The organism is Streptomyces sp. NBC_00385 (assembly GCF_035917155.1).
GTDB lineage: Bacteria > Actinomycetota > Actinomycetes > Streptomycetales > Streptomycetaceae > Streptomyces > Streptomyces poriferorum.
In genome coordinates, this window is the sequence record NZ_CP107951.1 from 5617005 (window position 1) to 5632745 (window position 15741).

The 15741-nt window shown below is 73.7% G+C and carries 13 protein-coding genes; 6 read left to right on the forward strand and 7 right to left on the reverse strand.

The annotated features are described in order from the left end of the window. Window positions 1-36 precede the first annotated feature (36 nt). Genes OG959_RS25130 through OG959_RS25145 form a run of 4 tightly spaced genes read right to left on the reverse strand, consistent with a single transcriptional unit; the run spans window position 37 to window position 5009 of the window. A complete protein-coding gene (locus OG959_RS25130) occupies window positions 37-1371 on the reverse strand; it encodes an AAA domain-containing protein (protein ID WP_326661941.1) in 1335 nt (444 codons plus the stop codon). Then, window positions 1368-2975, reverse strand: a complete 1608-nt coding sequence (locus OG959_RS25135) for a hypothetical protein (RefSeq protein ID WP_326661943.1) — start codon at window positions 2973-2975, stop codon at window positions 1368-1370. Before OG959_RS25135 ends, OG959_RS25130 begins: the two co-directional genes overlap by 4 nt. Next, window positions 2966-4132, reverse strand: a complete 1167-nt coding sequence (locus tag OG959_RS25140; RefSeq protein WP_326661944.1) for a hypothetical protein — start codon at window positions 4130-4132, stop codon at window positions 2966-2968. The genes OG959_RS25135 and OG959_RS25140 overlap by 10 nt, the downstream gene beginning before the upstream one ends. Continuing rightward, window positions 4038-5009 carry a phosphatase PAP2 family protein gene (locus OG959_RS25145; protein ID WP_326661945.1) on the reverse strand — a complete coding sequence of 324 codons (972 nt, stop codon included), beginning with the start codon at window positions 5007-5009 and terminating at the stop codon, window positions 4038-4040. Before OG959_RS25145 ends, OG959_RS25140 begins: the two co-directional genes overlap by 95 nt. A 319-nt stretch (window positions 5010-5328) precedes the next feature. Here OG959_RS25145 and OG959_RS25150 point away from each other — a divergent pair, with 319 nt between their 5' ends. Further along, window positions 5329-5925 carry a histidine phosphatase family protein gene (locus OG959_RS25150; protein ID WP_326661947.1) on the forward strand — a complete coding sequence of 199 codons (597 nt, stop codon included), beginning with the start codon at window positions 5329-5331 and terminating at the stop codon, window positions 5923-5925. Between the two features lie 177 nt (window positions 5926-6102). Here the strand turns inward: OG959_RS25150 and OG959_RS25155 are convergent, their stop codons facing one another. Continuing rightward, window positions 6103-7464: a tetratricopeptide repeat protein gene (locus OG959_RS25155; RefSeq protein ID WP_326661949.1), complete on the reverse strand. Its 1362-nt coding sequence runs from the start codon at window positions 7462-7464 to the stop codon at window positions 6103-6105. A gap of 241 nt (window positions 7465-7705) precedes the next feature. On the opposite strand from OG959_RS25155, the gene OG959_RS25160 reads away from it, so the two are divergent. Both OG959_RS25160 and OG959_RS25165 read left to right on the forward strand, forming a co-directional pair. Further along, complete coding sequence (locus tag OG959_RS25160) at window positions 7706-8176, forward strand: hypothetical protein (RefSeq protein WP_326661951.1); 471 nt, start codon at window positions 7706-7708, stop codon at window positions 8174-8176. Window positions 8177-8274: 98 nt separating this feature from the next. Further along, window positions 8275-9201 (forward strand): spermidine synthase, encoded by a 927-nt coding sequence (locus OG959_RS25165; RefSeq protein ID WP_326661953.1) that lies wholly within the window; start codon window positions 8275-8277, stop codon window positions 9199-9201. Window positions 9202-9258: 57 nt separating this feature from the next. Here the strand turns inward: OG959_RS25165 and OG959_RS25170 are convergent, their stop codons facing one another. After that, window positions 9259-9804 carry a hypothetical protein gene (locus OG959_RS25170; protein ID WP_326661955.1) on the reverse strand — a complete coding sequence of 182 codons (546 nt, stop codon included), beginning with the start codon at window positions 9802-9804 and terminating at the stop codon, window positions 9259-9261. 89 nt (window positions 9805-9893) lie between these two features. Between OG959_RS25170 and OG959_RS25175 the strand changes: the two genes are divergently transcribed. The 3 genes from OG959_RS25175 (at window position 9894) to OG959_RS25185 (ending at window position 13672) form a co-directional block, all read left to right on the forward strand. Beyond that, on the forward strand, window positions 9894-10604 hold the full coding sequence (locus OG959_RS25175) for a response regulator transcription factor (protein ID WP_326661957.1): 711 nt from the start codon (window positions 9894-9896) through the stop codon (window positions 10602-10604). Beyond that, window positions 10601-12052 carry a sensor histidine kinase gene (locus tag OG959_RS25180; protein ID WP_326661960.1) on the forward strand — a complete coding sequence of 484 codons (1452 nt, stop codon included), beginning with the start codon at window positions 10601-10603 and terminating at the stop codon, window positions 12050-12052. The genes OG959_RS25175 and OG959_RS25180 overlap by 4 nt, the downstream gene beginning before the upstream one ends. 129 nt (window positions 12053-12181) lie before the next feature. Continuing rightward, the gene (locus tag OG959_RS25185; protein WP_326661962.1) at window positions 12182-13672 is read left to right on the forward strand and encodes a glycoside hydrolase family 18 protein; all 1491 of its coding nucleotides are present in this window, start codon (window positions 12182-12184) and stop codon (window positions 13670-13672) included. A 168-nt stretch (window positions 13673-13840) separates the two neighbouring features. Here the strand turns inward: OG959_RS25185 and OG959_RS25190 are convergent, their stop codons facing one another. Continuing rightward, window positions 13841-15583, reverse strand: a complete 1743-nt coding sequence (locus tag OG959_RS25190; RefSeq protein ID WP_326666592.1) for a 2-isopropylmalate synthase — start codon at window positions 15581-15583, stop codon at window positions 13841-13843. Window positions 15584-15741: the final 158 nt, after the last annotated feature.

Below are 15741 nucleotides of genomic sequence, written 5' to 3' on the forward strand. Positions count from 1 at the left end.
GCCCGTGATCCGTCGTGCCCCCACGCGCCCCCGCCGTCAACGTCCCCAGCGCACCCGGTGTTCCGCGAGATGGGCCAGCACGGCGTGGTTGGCCTCCCAGCCGTCCGGAAACTTCACGGTCACGCCCAGCTGGACCGGCTCCGTCGACGGGTGCTCGTCCAGCAGGTCCGAGACGCCCGCACGGCACACCACGACGCAGGCGTGGCGGTGGCGGGAGGCCAGCACGCACAGCCGCCCCGTCTCCAGATGGAACGCCGTGGCGTCCGGGCGGCCCGACAGCGGGTGCAGCACCACCGTGACGTCGAACTCACGGCCCTGGAGCCGGTTCGCCGTGTCCACCGCCACCCCGGTGACCCCGAGCTCGGCGAGCGCCGCCCGCACCGCCGCCGCCTGGTCGCGATGGGCCGTACCGACCGCGACCCGGTCCGCCGTCACCGGGGCCGGGTCCGGGGAGCGCTCGCTGGTCGCCGCGCCGCCCCGGTCCAGCAGTCGGCGCACCACCAGGGCCACCGCCCGCACCGCCTCCGGGTCGGTGCGGGGGGTGTGCCGGGCCGGGAGCTCCAGCAGACCCCAGCCCGACTCCGCCGCCTCGTCCAGCACCCGGTCCGCCGCCGAGCCGTCGGACGCGACGCCGAACGACAGCAGCCGGTCGCCGTGGTCCGTACCGCTGCGGAACGGCGTGTACGGGTAGAACGCGTCCGACACCAGCGGCGCCGCCGAGGCCGGCAGCCGCCAGGAGACCGGCAGCCGGTGCTGCGGCAGCTCCGGGTTGTGCGCGAGCAGCGTGGTGACCGCGCTGGCCGACGGGTCGTAGCTCAGCCCGGCCCACTGGTCAGCGCCGACGATCGAGAACGGGTCCAACTGGCCCGGATCACCGACGAACAGCGCCCGCTCGAAGAGCCCGGCCACGGCCAGCAGCGCGTCCGAGCGCATCTGGTACGCCTCGTCGACGATCGCATGGCCCCACGGCTCGACGTTCTTCACATGGGCCCACTTCGCCGCCGTCGAGATGACGACGTCGAGGCCGGCCAGATCCCCCGCCTTCGCCGACTTCCGCACGTTCGCCAGACCGTCCAGCGCCTTGTCGTACGGATCGGAGTCGTTGCTGTGCAGCCGGCCGACCGGCAGGCCGGGGTCCTTCTCGGCGAGCCGGACCACCAGGTCGTCGACCTGGGCGTTCGTCTGCGCGACCACCATCAGCGGGCGCCCGGCCGCGGCGAGCTCCAGCGCGGCACGCACCACCAGGGTCGACTTCCCCGCACCCGGCGGGGAGTCCACCACGATGCCGCGGGCCGAACCGTTCAGCGTGTCGTCCAGGATCCGGGAGGTGGCGAGGCCCGCTGCGGCGCCCGGGTCGAATACGGCCGTCACAACAGGTCCTCCGTGGTCACGGGGTCAGGGTGCTCGGCAGCCGCCACGCCGCCCGGCGGACCGCCGTGGGTCCACGGGGTCTCCTCCGCGTCCGGCAACTGCGGGCCGCCGCGCTGGTCGTGCTCGAAGAGCGTCCAGGCGATGACCTCACCGGGCTCCGGCACCGAACCCGGGGCGGGCTCCTTGCCACGGCCCATCCGGTCGGTGATCCGCAGCACCAGCGCGGGGGCCGGGTCGTCCTCGGCCGGGCCGTAGCCCGCGAACTCGGCGGTCTGCGGCTTGCCGTCCAGCGAGCGGTAGACCTTCACACGCTCGCCCAGATGCGGCTGTTCCGCCGTGCGGACCGTGACCAGCGGGCGCGGCGAGGGGCGCTTGGACTCGCTGTACGCCATCTCCACCGCGGTCACCTCGCCGAGGAACGCCTCGCCCGCCAGCCGCCGGCCGGCCAGCACCAGCGGATCGTCCAGCGCCTCCTGGGCCTCCAGCTGCGCCTGCGCCGTCTCCCGCGCCGCCAGCTTGCGAGCCGCCGTCACCGCGTCGTCCCGGCGCGGCTGCGGCGGCTCACCGGCCCGCACCCGGTCGCGATGGCCGGTGAACGACCAGCGGTCGCGGGTCCAGCGGTCCTGAACCCGGGACCCCTCGGGCAGCTCCCGCAGCAGGTCGAGGCCCTGCCACACCGCGTCCCAGGTCGGCCGCAGCACTCCGGCCAGCAGCTTCCGGATCTCCCGCTCGGCCGCGGTCAGTTCGGCGAGCCGGGCATCGGCCGCCAGACCGTCCTCGGCGGCGGCCAGCGAGGTGCGGGCCCGGTCGTACGTCTCGATCGCGGGGGCCAGCAGCCGGTTGTCGAAGTCCGGGTCGGTGGCCGGTCCGGCCGGGGGGCACAGCAGCTGGCCCCCGGCGTCCCTGGCCAGCTCGGCACGGAGCGCGGCCTCGGCACCGGACTCACCCGCCGGCGGGTCGATCCAGGCGAGCAGGGCGCCCAGGTGCTGGTCCTCCAGGGAGGACTGGCCGGTCGCCCAGTGCCTGCCCAGCAGATCGGTGCCCGCCAGCAGCAGTGAGGAGCCCGGCACCCGGGCCCGCTCCCCGTAGTGCGTCAGCCAGCGGCCCAGCAGCGGAACCCGGGCGGGCGCCGGATACGGGGTGTCCGGATCGTCCTCGGCGGTGCGCCGGAACCGCATCGAGCGGCCCAGCAGCCGGACGAACTCGATACCGGCCCGGCTCGGCACGATCAGCTGCGCCGCGTCCGTGCACAGCTCGGTCTCGACCTTGACCTTCTTGCCCGTGCCGGGGTCGGTCTCGCTGCGCTCGGCGGGCTCGATCACGTCGGCGTACGACTCGATGTACGGCAGGACCGCCTCGGCCAGCTCGGCGAGGAACGCGAACCGCAGGTCCCGGTCGCGCGGCTGGGCCACGGCCAGCAGCCGGGGCGCGTCCCGGTCCGTGCCGACGAGCGCGCCGAGCGGGGCGCCGGCCTCGCCCGCGGTGGTGAGCGGTACGAGCACGAGCGGCCGGTCGCCGAGACGGCGGTGGCGGACGGTGGCCATCGGCCGGGCGCGACCGCTCTCCACGGCCTCCAGCCGGGCCAGGGTGCCGATCAGCGACATGCGGTGCTGCCCTCCAGAGCCTCGGCGCGCAGCGCGGCCGCGCGGAGCAGTGCGGCGACCGTCGGGTCCGCCGGATCGCCCTCCTTGCCCGCGGCCGCCGCGAGTACCCCGGTGACCGTGGTCAGTCCGCCGAGCTCGCCCCGCACGCTCCGGCCGAGCGCCTCGACCGCACCGGCGGCGCGGGCCTTCGCCCGGCAGTGGAAGGCCAGCTCGCAGGCGGCCAGGCACTCCGGTGCGTAGGCCGCGGTGACGGACTCGACCGCGGTGTCCAGCTCCTCGGGGGAGCACTCCGGATCGAACGTGGTGCCCTCGGGCAGGGCAGCGGCGATGTCCTCGACGCGGGTGAGCCGGGTCAGCTGGCGACGGGTGACCGCGCGCTGCTTGCGTACGTCGACGACGGACGCGGTCGGCAGGTTGGAGAAGTCCTTGGGGCAGACCAGCAGCACCCGGTGGCCGACCTCCGCGCCGTCCGTCGCCGCCGCGACCCGCTCCAGCGCCAGGACGTACACGGCGGACTGGCGGGCGGCCGCGCCCACCTTCGCCGCGTCGGCGGAACCGTCGATCATGGGGAAGGACTTGATCTCGACGACCGTCCAGGTGCCGTCGGGGTGGACCACCACGGCGTCCGGCTCCAGGTAGGCGGGGGAGCCCGCCACCTCCAGGGCCAGCATCGGATGGTCGAGCAGCGCCCAGCCGCCCGACCCGGTCGCCTCGCGCAGCGCGAGCGCGGTGCGGGCGGCACGGCCCTCGGGACCGGCGGCCGAAAGATCGGGTACGGAGACGTCCCGGGGCGGTTCGCCGGACTCGCCGAAACCCTGGTGCAGCAGGCGCATCAGCTCCGTACCCCCGTCGGCCTTGACGCGGGCCTCGAAGGCGTTGCCCCGCATGAAGGCGAACTGGGACTGGCCGAAGGCGGCCGGTGAACCGAGCGCGGTGGCGAGCGCGCCCTTGTCGACCCCTGCCCCGTCGAGCAGGGCGCGCCGCTTGCAGCCGGGGTTGGCGGCCAGGGCGGCCAGCGCGCGGGCGTCCAGCGGACGGGGCGCGACGGCCGGGCCCCTCAGCTCAGCGAGCCGCCTTCGCAGCGTCACCGCCTGCGGCTCTTCCCGCGGAGGCCGGGACATCGGCCGGGGCAGGTGGGCCGGCCGGTGCTGCTGCATCGGTGGGATCTGCGGAGGAGGTCCGCTGGCCGGGGATTCGCTCACCCGCGGAAGTCTTGCATCCGGCACTGACATCCGGGGACTTCATGGCGGGGGACACCCGTGCGAATCGGGCCTGGACCGCGTCCTTGACCCGGTCGGCGAGGCGCAGCACGGGCCTGGCCAGCAGCGCCCCGACGCCCATCACGGCGGCTCCCGCGACAGCGTCCAGGAAGTAGTGGTTGGCGGTGCCCATCACCACGATGACGGTGATGAGCGGGTAGGCGATACCGGCGGCCCGCAGGAGCGGGTGCCTGCCGTGGCGCCACAGGAGGATGCCGCACCAGAGCGCCCAGCCGACGTGCAGGCTCGGCATCGCCGCGTACTGGTTGGTCATGCCGCCCATGCCGCGCGGCGCGCTCGCCTCGGTGCCCCACCAGCCGTACGAGCTGTACTGGGCCATCGTGTCGACGAAACCGTGCCCGGCGGCCAGCAGCCGCGGCGGGCAGGTCGGCATCAGCGTGAAGCCGATGAGGCCGAGCATCGTGGAGGTCATCAGCCAGGTCCTGGCCCGGCGGTAGGCGGCCGAGTGGCGGCGGAACATCCAGATCAGGACGGCCGGGGTGACCAGGTAGTGCAGGGAGGCGTAGGCGAAGTCCGCGGGTATGCCTATCGAGGGGTGCGCGGTGAACAGCCGGTTGAGCGGGTGCTCGGCGTTGAGGAAGAGCGCCTTCTCGAGATCCAGGATGCTCAGCCCGTGGTCGACGGCGGTGGACACGTCGCCCCTGACCAGGAGTCTGCCGCCCGAGTACGCCCCGTACACCAGGGCCAGCAGCGGGAGCTCGGTCCACCAGCGGAGCCGGTGGCGCGGCACGGGCGCGGTGGTGGCATGCGGCATCCGGAAGTTCTCCATCATGTGTTCATGCGGCCGACGGCGGGCGTTCAACCGTACGGTGCGGTGCGGCCGCGGTTCGCCCGGGGTGCCCTTTCGGTGCCCCTCAGCTGCTCGGATTCGTCTGTGGTCTGTGGGACGCCGGTGCGGCCCCCCAGGTTGCCTCACGCGAAGGTACGCGATGATGGAAATCCGGACGATCCGTTTCCCCGCTCCGCCCGTCGTACTCGCCCCATCCGTTCCCACCCGGACGGATTCGTCCCCGTCGAAGTCCAAGATCTCAGATCCCGCATCTCAGGTCTCAGTTTTTCAGGGAGATCCGCACATGGCACCGCGCATCCTGCTGGCCCGGCACGGCCGGACGGAATGGTCCGTCAAGGGCAATCACACCGGCAGGACGGACATTCCGCTGCTCGACTCCGGACGCGAGGGGGCCAAGCTGCTCGGTGAGCGGCTGCACCGGGGGCCGTGGGCGGACCTGCCCGGCCTGGAGGTCCGCACCAGCCCGCTCGTGCGGGCGTCCGAGACGTGCGCGATCGCGGGGTTCGGCGAGCGGGCGGAGCCGTGGGACGCGCTGATGGAGTGGGACTACGGGGCGTACGAGGGGATGACACCGGCCGAGATCAAGGCGATCCGCCCGGACTGGTTCATCTGGCGCGACGGGGTGCCGGAGGGCGAGACCCTGGCCCAGGTGTCGGCCCGGGCCGACGAGGTCGTCGAGTGGGCGCGGTCGGCCGACCGCGATGTCCTGGTCTTCGGCCACGGCCACATCCTGCGGGTGCTGGGGTCGCGGTGGCTGGGCGAGGACGCGTCGTTCGCGGCGCGCATCCGGCTGGACCCGACGTCGCTGTCGGTCCTGGGCTGGGCCTACGGGGCGCCGGCGCTGGAGCGGTGGAACGACACGGGGCACCTGGAGCGGTAGGGGCTGTTTCAGCCTGTCCGGCGTTCGAGGACGGAACCCTGCGCCCGGTCCGGGGCGCGGGTCTTTGCCCTCAAGCGCCGGGCAGGCTGGATCGCGCGCCCCGGTCCGGCCTGACGGTTCCGTCCTCAAGCGCCGGACGGGCTGGATCGCGCGGCCGGACCCGACGGGGTCGCCGCCCTACACGCCCGCGGACATCGCATGGCGGTCCAGGAAGTCCTTGACGTCCACCGAGCCCCGGCCCCGGGGGCGCAGGACCGTCACCGCGTCCGCCAGCATCGACCGGATCCGGGAGGACTGGACCTGGTCCAGCAGGTCCAGCACCCGGTGGCCCGTCGCCGCCGCCTCCTCCGTGAGGCCCGCCCGCGCCAGGTCCGTGGTCAGCTCGGCGCGGTACAGCGCCAGGTTCCGGGTGAAGTGCGGGTCCTGCAGCCGCGTCGCGCGCCGTGCGTGGCGCGCGGCCCTGGACCAGTCGCCCAGCGCCGACCAGCACTGCGCCTCCAGCATCTCCAGCTCCGCCTCCCGGAAGAAGGTCATCCACTCCGGGTCCGCCGCGGACGGCCCCTTCCCGAACGCGGTGTGCGCCCGGCCCAGCGCCCGTTCGCAGCCGGTACGGTCCCCGAGCCCGGCCCGGCCCCCCGCCTCCCGCAGCGCGAGCAGCGCCAGCAGCCGCGGCGAGCCGAGCGGCCGTGCGGCCCGCTGCCCCGCCTCCGCCGCGCGTACGGACTCGCGCGGCCGGCCCGTATCGCGTGCCAGGAACGACGCGTTGCAGAACGCGTGCGCCTCCAGCGCCGGGTCCCCGGCCAGCCGTGCGGTGGCCAGCGCCTCCGCGTAGTGCGAGCGGGCGTCGTCGAACCGGCCCGAGTCGTGGGCCAGCCAGCCCACCGAGATGGCCAGTTCACCGGCGCCCGTGTGCAGCCGGTCCGCGGTGGAGCGGCGGGTCGCGGTGCCGGAGTCGAGCAGCGCGTACGCGGCCCGCAGGGGCTGCGAGGCCCGCCGGTAGAGGCCGTCACCGCCGTGCCGGTCGTCGAGCAGGCGGATCTGCCGCACCGCCTTCTCGACGGCACCCACCTCCGCTTCGCCGACCCGGCGCTGTACGGGCACGGCGGCAGCGGCCGCGCCGCCGAGACCCAGGCCCAGGGAGGCGGCCGCCACCGCGGTGGTGCCGCTCGTCATGAATGCGCGACGCAGCACGTCGCTCTCCTCATCGGTGTCGCTGCCGAGCACGAGCAGCGGGGAAGTCGGGGGGCGCGGGGCGTCCGAGGCGGTCCGGGCCCCCCGGCCGCGTACCGATTCGCGCGGTGAGAAGCCCAGGTCCGCCAGGTTCGCCCCGGGGAACATGTGCAGGAAGACCCGCTCGTACGCGTAGTTGGGGCAGCGGATCTCGCCGGACTCCACGCGTCCGATGTACCGGGCGTCGCACGCGACCTGCTCACCGATCTCGCGAGCGGACCTGCGTACCGCGGCAGCGAACTCCCCGGCGGAGCGCTGTCCGCGCAGCCGCCGGAAGGCGATGTTGGGAACTGCCCGTGTCGACACCATGGCGGGGCCCTCTCTGGTGCAAGCCGGGCGCCTGTTTCCGGTGTCCCGGCGGAGCAAGAACGTACCTGCTGTGACGAGACGCACACACTGCGTTTGCCAACAAATCGGATATCTCGCCCACGATCCGCCATGAACTGCCACCCTTTGGCGCGGTGCTGCACCGTAGCCCTTGACGCGGTCGGCGCGTTGGTCCATGAGGAGACGGAGTCCGGCTCCGCCCGGCGATGAGAGGAGAGGTCCCTTGTTGCACCTCGGTACGGCGACCGGCTCGCGAACGACCGCGACGACGGTGGCCACCACGGCGACGACCGGCACCACGGCACCTGCCGAGGAGCCCGGCGTCCCCGGCACGCCCCCGGCACCCGAACCCTGCGACCTCGTGACGGTCCCCGCCCGCCAGGGTCTGGAGGCCGTCGACATCCTGCGGCGCGGCGCCGACCAGGAGGCCGTCGGGCCGGTGCTCCACGACGGGGCGTGCGCCACGCTCGGCTTCCTGGTGCCCCCCGGCACCGCGCAGGCCTGGGACGTACCGGGCAGCGCCTGTACGCAGACCGACGGCCGCGGGCTGCGCATCCCCGCCGAGCCGCCGGCCCCGGGCAGCGGATGGCTGCTGCCGCCCGCCCACGACACCCCGGTCACCGACCCGGCCGTGCTGCGGGCCGCGCTCGACCAGGCGGCCCGCCTGATCGAAGCGGCCGACAACTGCCGCTGAGCTCATAATGGCCGGACGACGGGTGCCTTGATCAGCCCGTCACGGCCGGTCCCCGACCGGCCCCGGACGTGATGAGCAGTGAGCAGGGACGAGGGGCAGTGGCACGTCGAGGAGCGGCCGGCGGCGCGGGCGACCGCAAGCAGCGCGCGGACCGCAGGACCGACCGCAAGGCGGCGCGCGGCTCCGGGCGCCCCGAGGGCAACGTCACCGAACCCGTGGACGGCGGCCTCGCCGAGCTCGTCCCCGACCGGGAACGCCGACGCGCCTGGACCCTGACGATCGACGGCGCCCCGCAGTCCCATGTGGACCTGGACGACCCGACGTACCTCTCCTTCGAGTACCAGCGCCGCATCGGCCACATCATCGACCTGGCCGCCCCGCCCGGGCAGCCGCTGCACGTCGTGCACCTCGGCGGCGGGGCCTTCACCCTCGCCCGCTACATCGCCGCGACCCGCCCCCGCTCCACCCAGCAGATCGTCGAGGTGGACGCCGCCCTCGTCCAGCTGGTGCGCCGGGAGCTGCCGCTGGACCCGCATGCCAGGATCCGGGTCCGCGCCACCGACGCCCGCGCCGGGCTCGGGAAGATCCAGGACGGCTGGGCCGACCTCGTCATCGCCGACGTCTTCAGCGGGGCCCGTACGCCCGCCCACCTCACGAGCACCGAGTTCCTCGCCGAGGTGCGCCGCGTCCTGAAGCCCGGCGGGACGTACGCGGCCAACCTCGCCGACGGGCCGCCGCTGGCCCATCTCCGCGGCCAGATCGCCACCGCCGCGACCGTCTTCCCCGAGCTGGCGCTCGCCGCCGACCCGACCGTCTTCCGCGGCCGGCGCTTCGGCAACGCGGTGCTGCTCGCCTCGGACGTGGCACCGAAGGCCGCGGAGCTGACCCGCAGGGTGGCGACCGATCCCCATCCGGGCCGGGTCGAACACGGGCGGGCGCTCGCCGACTTCACCGGAGGCGCGGCCGCCGTTCACGACGCGGACGCCCGGCCCTCACCCGCGCCGCCGCCGTCCGCCTTCGACTGACCGGGGAGCGGAGGCCTCACGACGGAGGCTGCCCCTCACCGGCGCGGCGTCACGACTTCACGACTTCACGATCTGGACCTGCGGCGGATGGTCGTTCCAGGTGCAGAAGACGGACACCGTCGTGCCGTCGTCCCGGGTGAAGTTCACCCGGATCCAGGTCGAGTTCGTCCACACCTGCACCGACCAGCCCTGCTCCGGAGTCGCCGACACCAGTTTCGCCGAGTCCGTGCCGAGCTCGAAGACGATCCGCCCGCCGTCCGTCTGGTAACTCTTCGCCGTGCCCGACGCCGTGGCCGTCGGCCGCGGCGTGCCGGTGGGGGTGCGTGACGGCGTCCCGGACACGGTCGCGGACGGCTTCGGGGCGGCCGTGGCCCGGCGGGTGGCGGACGGACTCCTCGACGGGGACGGTTCCGGGCGGTGCGTGGACGACGACAGGTTCTCGGTGCTGTCCCGGTCGCTCCGGGCACCCGCCTCGATCGGCACCGCGCGCGGCGGGTCGTACGCCGTGCCCGCCATCACGGTGTGCACACCCCACCACGACAGCGTGACCGCGGCGCCGGTGGCGAGCGACCACGCGAGCGCGTGTACGAGACCTCGTTGCATCCGGCACATCCTGCACCACGGGCCCCGTCCTGTCCCCACTACCGCCACCGAGCGGACCGCACCGGGCCCGATGGCGTACGGTGCCGCCCATGCCAAGTGTGCTCGTGGTCGAGGACGACCAGTTCGTACGTTCCGCCCTCATCCGGCACCTGACCGAGGCCTCCCACACGGTGCGGAGCGTCGGTACCGCGCTCGAAGCGCTGCGCGAGGTCGCCCACTTCCGGTTCGACGTGGTCATCCTCGATCTCGGGCTGCCCGATCTCGACGGCGCCGAGGCGCTGAAGATGCTGCGCGGCATCACCGACGTGCCGGTCATCATCGCGACCGCGCGCGACGACGAGAGCGAGATCGTCCGGCTGCTCAACGACGGTGCCGACGACTACCTGACGAAGCCGTTCTCCGTGGAGCACCTCTCGGCCCGGATGGCCGCCGTGCTGCGCCGCTCGCGGGCGGCGGGCGGCGAGGCCCCGCCGCCGCGCGTCATCCAGGTCGGCGGACTCTCCATCGACCCGTTGCGGCGCCAGGCCCAACTCGACGGCAGGGAACTCGACCTCACCCGGCGCGAGTTCGACCTGCTGACCTTCCTCGCCGGCCGGCCGGGCGTCGTCGTCCCGCGCAGGGAACTCCTCGCGGAGGTCTGGCAGCAGTCCTACGGGGACGACCAGACCATCGACGTCCACCTGTCCTGGCTGCGCCGGAAACTGGGCGAGACCGCCGCCCGGCCCCGCTATCTGCACACCCTGCGGGGCGTCGGCGTGAAGCTCCAGCCGCCCGCCGCACCCCCGGAGCAGCCCGCATGAGATGGGCCCTGGTCAAGGTCTGCCTGGCCGTCACCGTGATGGTCGTCGTCGCGTTCGCCGTGCCGCTCGGCCTCGTCGTCAAGGAGATGGCGCGCGACCGCGCGTTCACCGACGCCGAACGGCAGGCCGCGACGATCGGCCCCTCGCTCTCCATCACCACCGACCGTGCCCAGCTCCAAAGGGCCGTGCTCACCACCGAACCCGGGGCCGCGGACAGGATGGCCGTCCACATCCCGGCGTCCGACGAGGCCGGCGGTGTGGCGGTGGAGATCGGCAGCCGGCGCGCGACCCGCGAGGACCTGGAGACGGTACGGGAGTCGGGGCGCGCCTCCATCACCGAGGTGAGGGGCGGCTCCGCGCTGCTCCAGCCGACCGCGCTCGGTTCCGGGGGCATCGCCGTCGTCGAGGTGTTCGTACCCGAGGACGAGGTCTCCAACGGGGTCGCCACCGCCTGGCTGATGCTGGCCGGCGTCGGCATCGCGCTGATCGTCGGCTCGGTCGCGGTGGCCGACCGGCTGGGCGTACGGATGGTGGAACCGGCCCGCCGTCTGGCGGGCGCCGCGCAGGACCTGGGGGAGGGGCGGCTCGGCACCCGGGTGCCGGAGGAGGGGCCGACCGAACTGCGGTCCGCCGCCACCGCGTTCAACTCCATGGCCGACCAGGTCGTCCAGCTCCTCGCCAACGAGCGCGAACTGGCCGCCGACCTCTCGCACCGGCTGCGCACCCCGCTCACCGTGCTCCGGCTCAACGCCGCCTCGCTCGGCGAGGGACCGGCGGCCGAGCAGACCAGGGCGGCCGTCCAGCAGCTGGAGCGCGAGGTCGACACGATCATCAGGACCGCCCGGGAACAGCGCCCCCAGACCCAGGGACAGAACGGCGGGCCCGGGGCCGGATGCGACGCCTCCGAGGTGATCCGTGAACGGATGGACTTCTGGTCCGCGCTGGCGGAGGACGAGGGCCGCGAGGTTCGCCTCGCGGGAGTCGACCGCACGGTACGCATTCCGGTCGCCAGGCCCGAACTGGCAGCCGCGCTCGACGCGTTGCTCGGCAACGTCTTCCGGCACACCGCGGAGGGCACCGCCTTCGCCGTCGACGTCCACCACAGCGGCGACGCGGTGATCGTGCTCGTCTCGGACGCCGGTGGCGGCATAGCGGACCCGAAGGCCGCACTGGTACGCGGCGGCAGTGGGCGCGGCGGAGCGCGGGGGGCGGTGGGTTCGACCGGACTGGGCCTCGACATCGTCCGCCGGGTCGCCGAGTCCACCGGCGGCGACGTGCGGATCGGGCGCTCGGTGCTCGGCGGCACGGAGGTGCGCCTCTGGATCGGGCTCGACGGGCAGCGGCCGCAGCGGCGCGGGCGCGGCCACCGGGTGGGACGGCCGCGGCGCGGCGTGACCGGACGCGGCGGAAAGCCCCGGTTCCGCTCCGGCGCGGGCCCGAACCTTTAGTGCGGCCGATGCGCTCCTTAAGCCAACCCTAAGAACATCAACTCCGGTCCGGATCATGCTGTTTGTCGGATTCGGTGCGGCTAGCGTGCTCCCGCATCCCCCACTTCCGTATGACGAGGCAGGAACGCGATGGGCACCAGCACGCACCGGCGCAAGGCGAGCACCAGGACCAAGGCGATCGGCGCGGTCGTCGCCGCGGCCGTGATCGGCGGCACGGTCTTCGCCCTCACCGGCACGGCCCAGGCGGCGGCGGTCGGCGCCGCGTACACGAGGACCAGCGGCTGGACCGGTGGATACACCGGGCAGTACGTGGTCACCAACGACACCGACCGGGCCAAGTCCGGCTGGACGCTCGAATTCGACCTGCCGGCGGGCACGCGGATCAGCTCCCTGTGGAACGGCGAGCACACCGTCAGCGGCAGCCACGTCACCGTCAGGCCGGCGAGCTGGGACAAGGAACTCGCCGCCGGCAAGTCCGTCACCATCGGCTTCGTCACCAGCTCCGACGGCACGGCCGCCGACCCCACCGGCTGCCTCATCGACGACACCGCGTGCTCCGTCGACACCGGCGCGACACCGGAACCGAGCGGCCGCCCCACCGAGACCGCGACCCCCACCCCGACCGCCCCGGCCACCCCCACCGCCTCGGCGACCCCGACCGAGGAGCCCACCGCCACCGGGACTCCCACACCGACCCCCACCGGGACCGCCGGCGGCGGTACGGCCGGCGGCGCGGGCTTCGCCCCGTACGTCGACACCTCGCTCTACCCGGCGTACGACCTGGTCGACACCGCCACCAGGACCGGGGTGAAGCAGTTCACCCTCGCCTTCATCACCTCCGGCGGCAGCTGCGCCCCGCTCTGGGGCGGCGTCACCGGACTCGGTGACGACCACGTCGCCTCCCAGATCGGCGCCCTGCGCGCGGCGGGCGGGGATGTCCGGGTCTCCTTCGGCGGTGCCTCCGGGTCCGAGCTGGCGCTGAACTGCGCCTCGGCCGCGGACCTGGCGACGGCGTACGGCAAGGTCGTCGACACGTACGAGCTGACCAAGGTCGACTTCGACATCGAGGGCGGGGCGCTGCCCGACACGGCGGCCAACTCCCGCCGCTCCCAGGCCATCGCCCAGCTCCAGAAGTCCCACCCCGGCCTGGACGTCTCCTTCACCCTGCCGGTGATGCCCGAGGGCCTGACCCAGCCCGGCGTGGACCTGATCGCCGACGCGAAGAAGAACGGCGTGGACGTCGGGGCGGTCAACGTCATGGCGATGGACTACGGCGCCTCGTACAGCGGCGACATGGGCACCTACGCCATCCAGGCGGCGACGGCCACCCAGGCCCAGATCAAGGGTGTGCTGGGCCTCTCCGACGCGGACGCGTGGAAGACCGTCGCCGTCACGCCGATGATCGGCGTGAACGACGTGGCCACGGAGATCTTCAAGGTGGAGGACGCCACCCAGCTGGTGACCTTCGCCAAGGAGAAGGGCCTCGCCTGGCTGGCGATGTGGTCGGGCACGCGGGACAAGGAGTGCGCGGGCGGGCCGAAGCCGTCCGCGGACGCCTCGTGCAGTTCCATCGCGCAGGAGCCGCTCGCCTTCACGAAGGCGTTCGGCGCGTACAAGTAGCGCCCACAAGGAGCGCCCACACCTAGCCACCTTCCCCCGCCCGTGCATCCCGGCCGGCCCCCACACTCCCCCCACCCGGCCGGGGTGCGCGCCCCTTTGTCCGCGGCCCGCCCGGGCGTCCTCAATCGCCGGACGGGCTTGAAAGGCGTCCTCGATCGCCGGACGGGCTCAAAGGATGTGTGCCCGGTTCACCGCCGACAGCACCGCCGCCACCGACGCGGCCACGCCCGACGCGTCCTGGCCCGCGCCCCAGCACACCCGCTTGCCGACCCGGCACTCCGCGTACGCCGTGACCAGCCCGCCGGCGGTCCCGTGCTCCGCGAAGTCGAGGACCGTGACCTTCACCCCGGCACCCTCCAGCGCGTCCGTGAACGCGGACACGGAGCCGTCGCCCGTGCCCTCGTAATCGCCCTCGCGCCCCTCCACCCGCAGCGTGCAGACGAAGCGGTGCTCACCCGCCGGGCCGCTCTCCGCCGACCAGGAGGTCAGGGCGACCGAGCCGTCCCGGCCGGGGGCCAGATACGTCGCGTTGAACAGGTCCCACAGGTCCTTGGGCGTGGCCTCCAGACCGCTGTCGTCCGTCGCGTCCTGCACCGTACGGGAGAAGTCCGCCCGCATCCGGGCCGGCAGGTCCACCTCGTGGCTGCTCCGCAGCAGGTGGGCGATGCCGCCCTTGCCGGACTGGCTGTTGACCCGGATGACCGCCTCGTACGTCCGCCCCACGTCCGCCGGATCGATCGGCAGGTACGGCACCGACCACAGCTCCGAGCCGCTGCTCGCGTGATGGGCGAAGCCCTTGCTGATCGCGTCCTGGTGGGTGCCCGAGAACGCGGTGTACACCAGGTCGCCGCCGTACGGATGGCGCGGCGGCACCGGCAGCCGGTTGCAGTGCTCGACCGTGCGGCGGATCTCGTCGATGTCCGAGAAGTCGATCATCGGGTCGACCCCCTGGGCATGGAGGTTGAGGGCCAGGTTGACCAGATCGACGTTGCCGGTGCGCTCCCCGTTGCCGAACAGGCAGCCCTCCACCCGCTGCGCCCCCGCCAGTACGGCGAGCTCCGCGCAGGCCACGCCCGTACCGCGGTCGTTGTGCGGGTGGACGGAGAGGATCACGGAGCCGCGCCGGTCCAGGTGGCGGTGCATGTACTCGATCTGGTCCGCGTACACGTTCGGTGTCGCGATCTCCACCGTGGCCGGCAGGTTGTGGATGACCGGCCGGTCCGGCGAGGCGTCCCACAGCTCGGTGAGGCTGTTGCAGATCTCCAGCACGTAGTCGGGCTCGGTCAGGATGAAGACCTCGGGAGAGAACTCGAACCGGATGTCCGCCCCGGGCCTCGCCCGTGCCAGCCGGTCCATCTGCCGCGCGGCGTCCAGCACCACGCCGTGCACCTCGGCCCGGCCGCGGCCGAGGACGACGTCGCGCCAGACGGGCGCGGTCGGGATGTAGAGGTGGACGACCACCCGGTCCATCCCCGCGACGGACTCGAAGGTCCGCTCGATCAGCTCGGCCTTGGCCGGGGTGAAGACGACCACGGTCACGTCGTCGGGCACGGCCCCGCTCTCCGCCAGATGCCGCACGAAGCCGAAGTCGGTGCGGCTGGCGGACGGGTAGCCGATCTCGATCTCCTTGTAGCCCATCGAGACGAGCAGGTCGAACATCCGTCGCTTGCGCGGGGTGTCCATCGGTTCGGCCAGGGCCTGGTTGCCGTCGCGCAGGTCGACGGGGACCCAGAGGGGGGCGCGGTCGATACGGGCCTGCGGCCAGCTCCGTCCGGTCAGCGGGATGTCGACGCGGTCGAACGCAGGCCGGTAGCGGTGCGAGGGCATCGAGCTGGAGCGTTGCGGGTTCCAGCGGGGCGACGCCTCGGGTACGGGCCCGCGGGGCGTGCAGATCGTGGGGAAGCTGTGCATCGGTGACATGACGTCGGACAGGGACTCGGACGTGAGCTCGGACATGAACGCGGTCTCGTTTCGCATCGCCGGATGCGACCGGCACAGCACGGCACCCCGCGGCGGGGTGCCGATCGCTTCAGGCCCCGCCGCGGCAGCCGAGAAGGAGGAGACCGCCG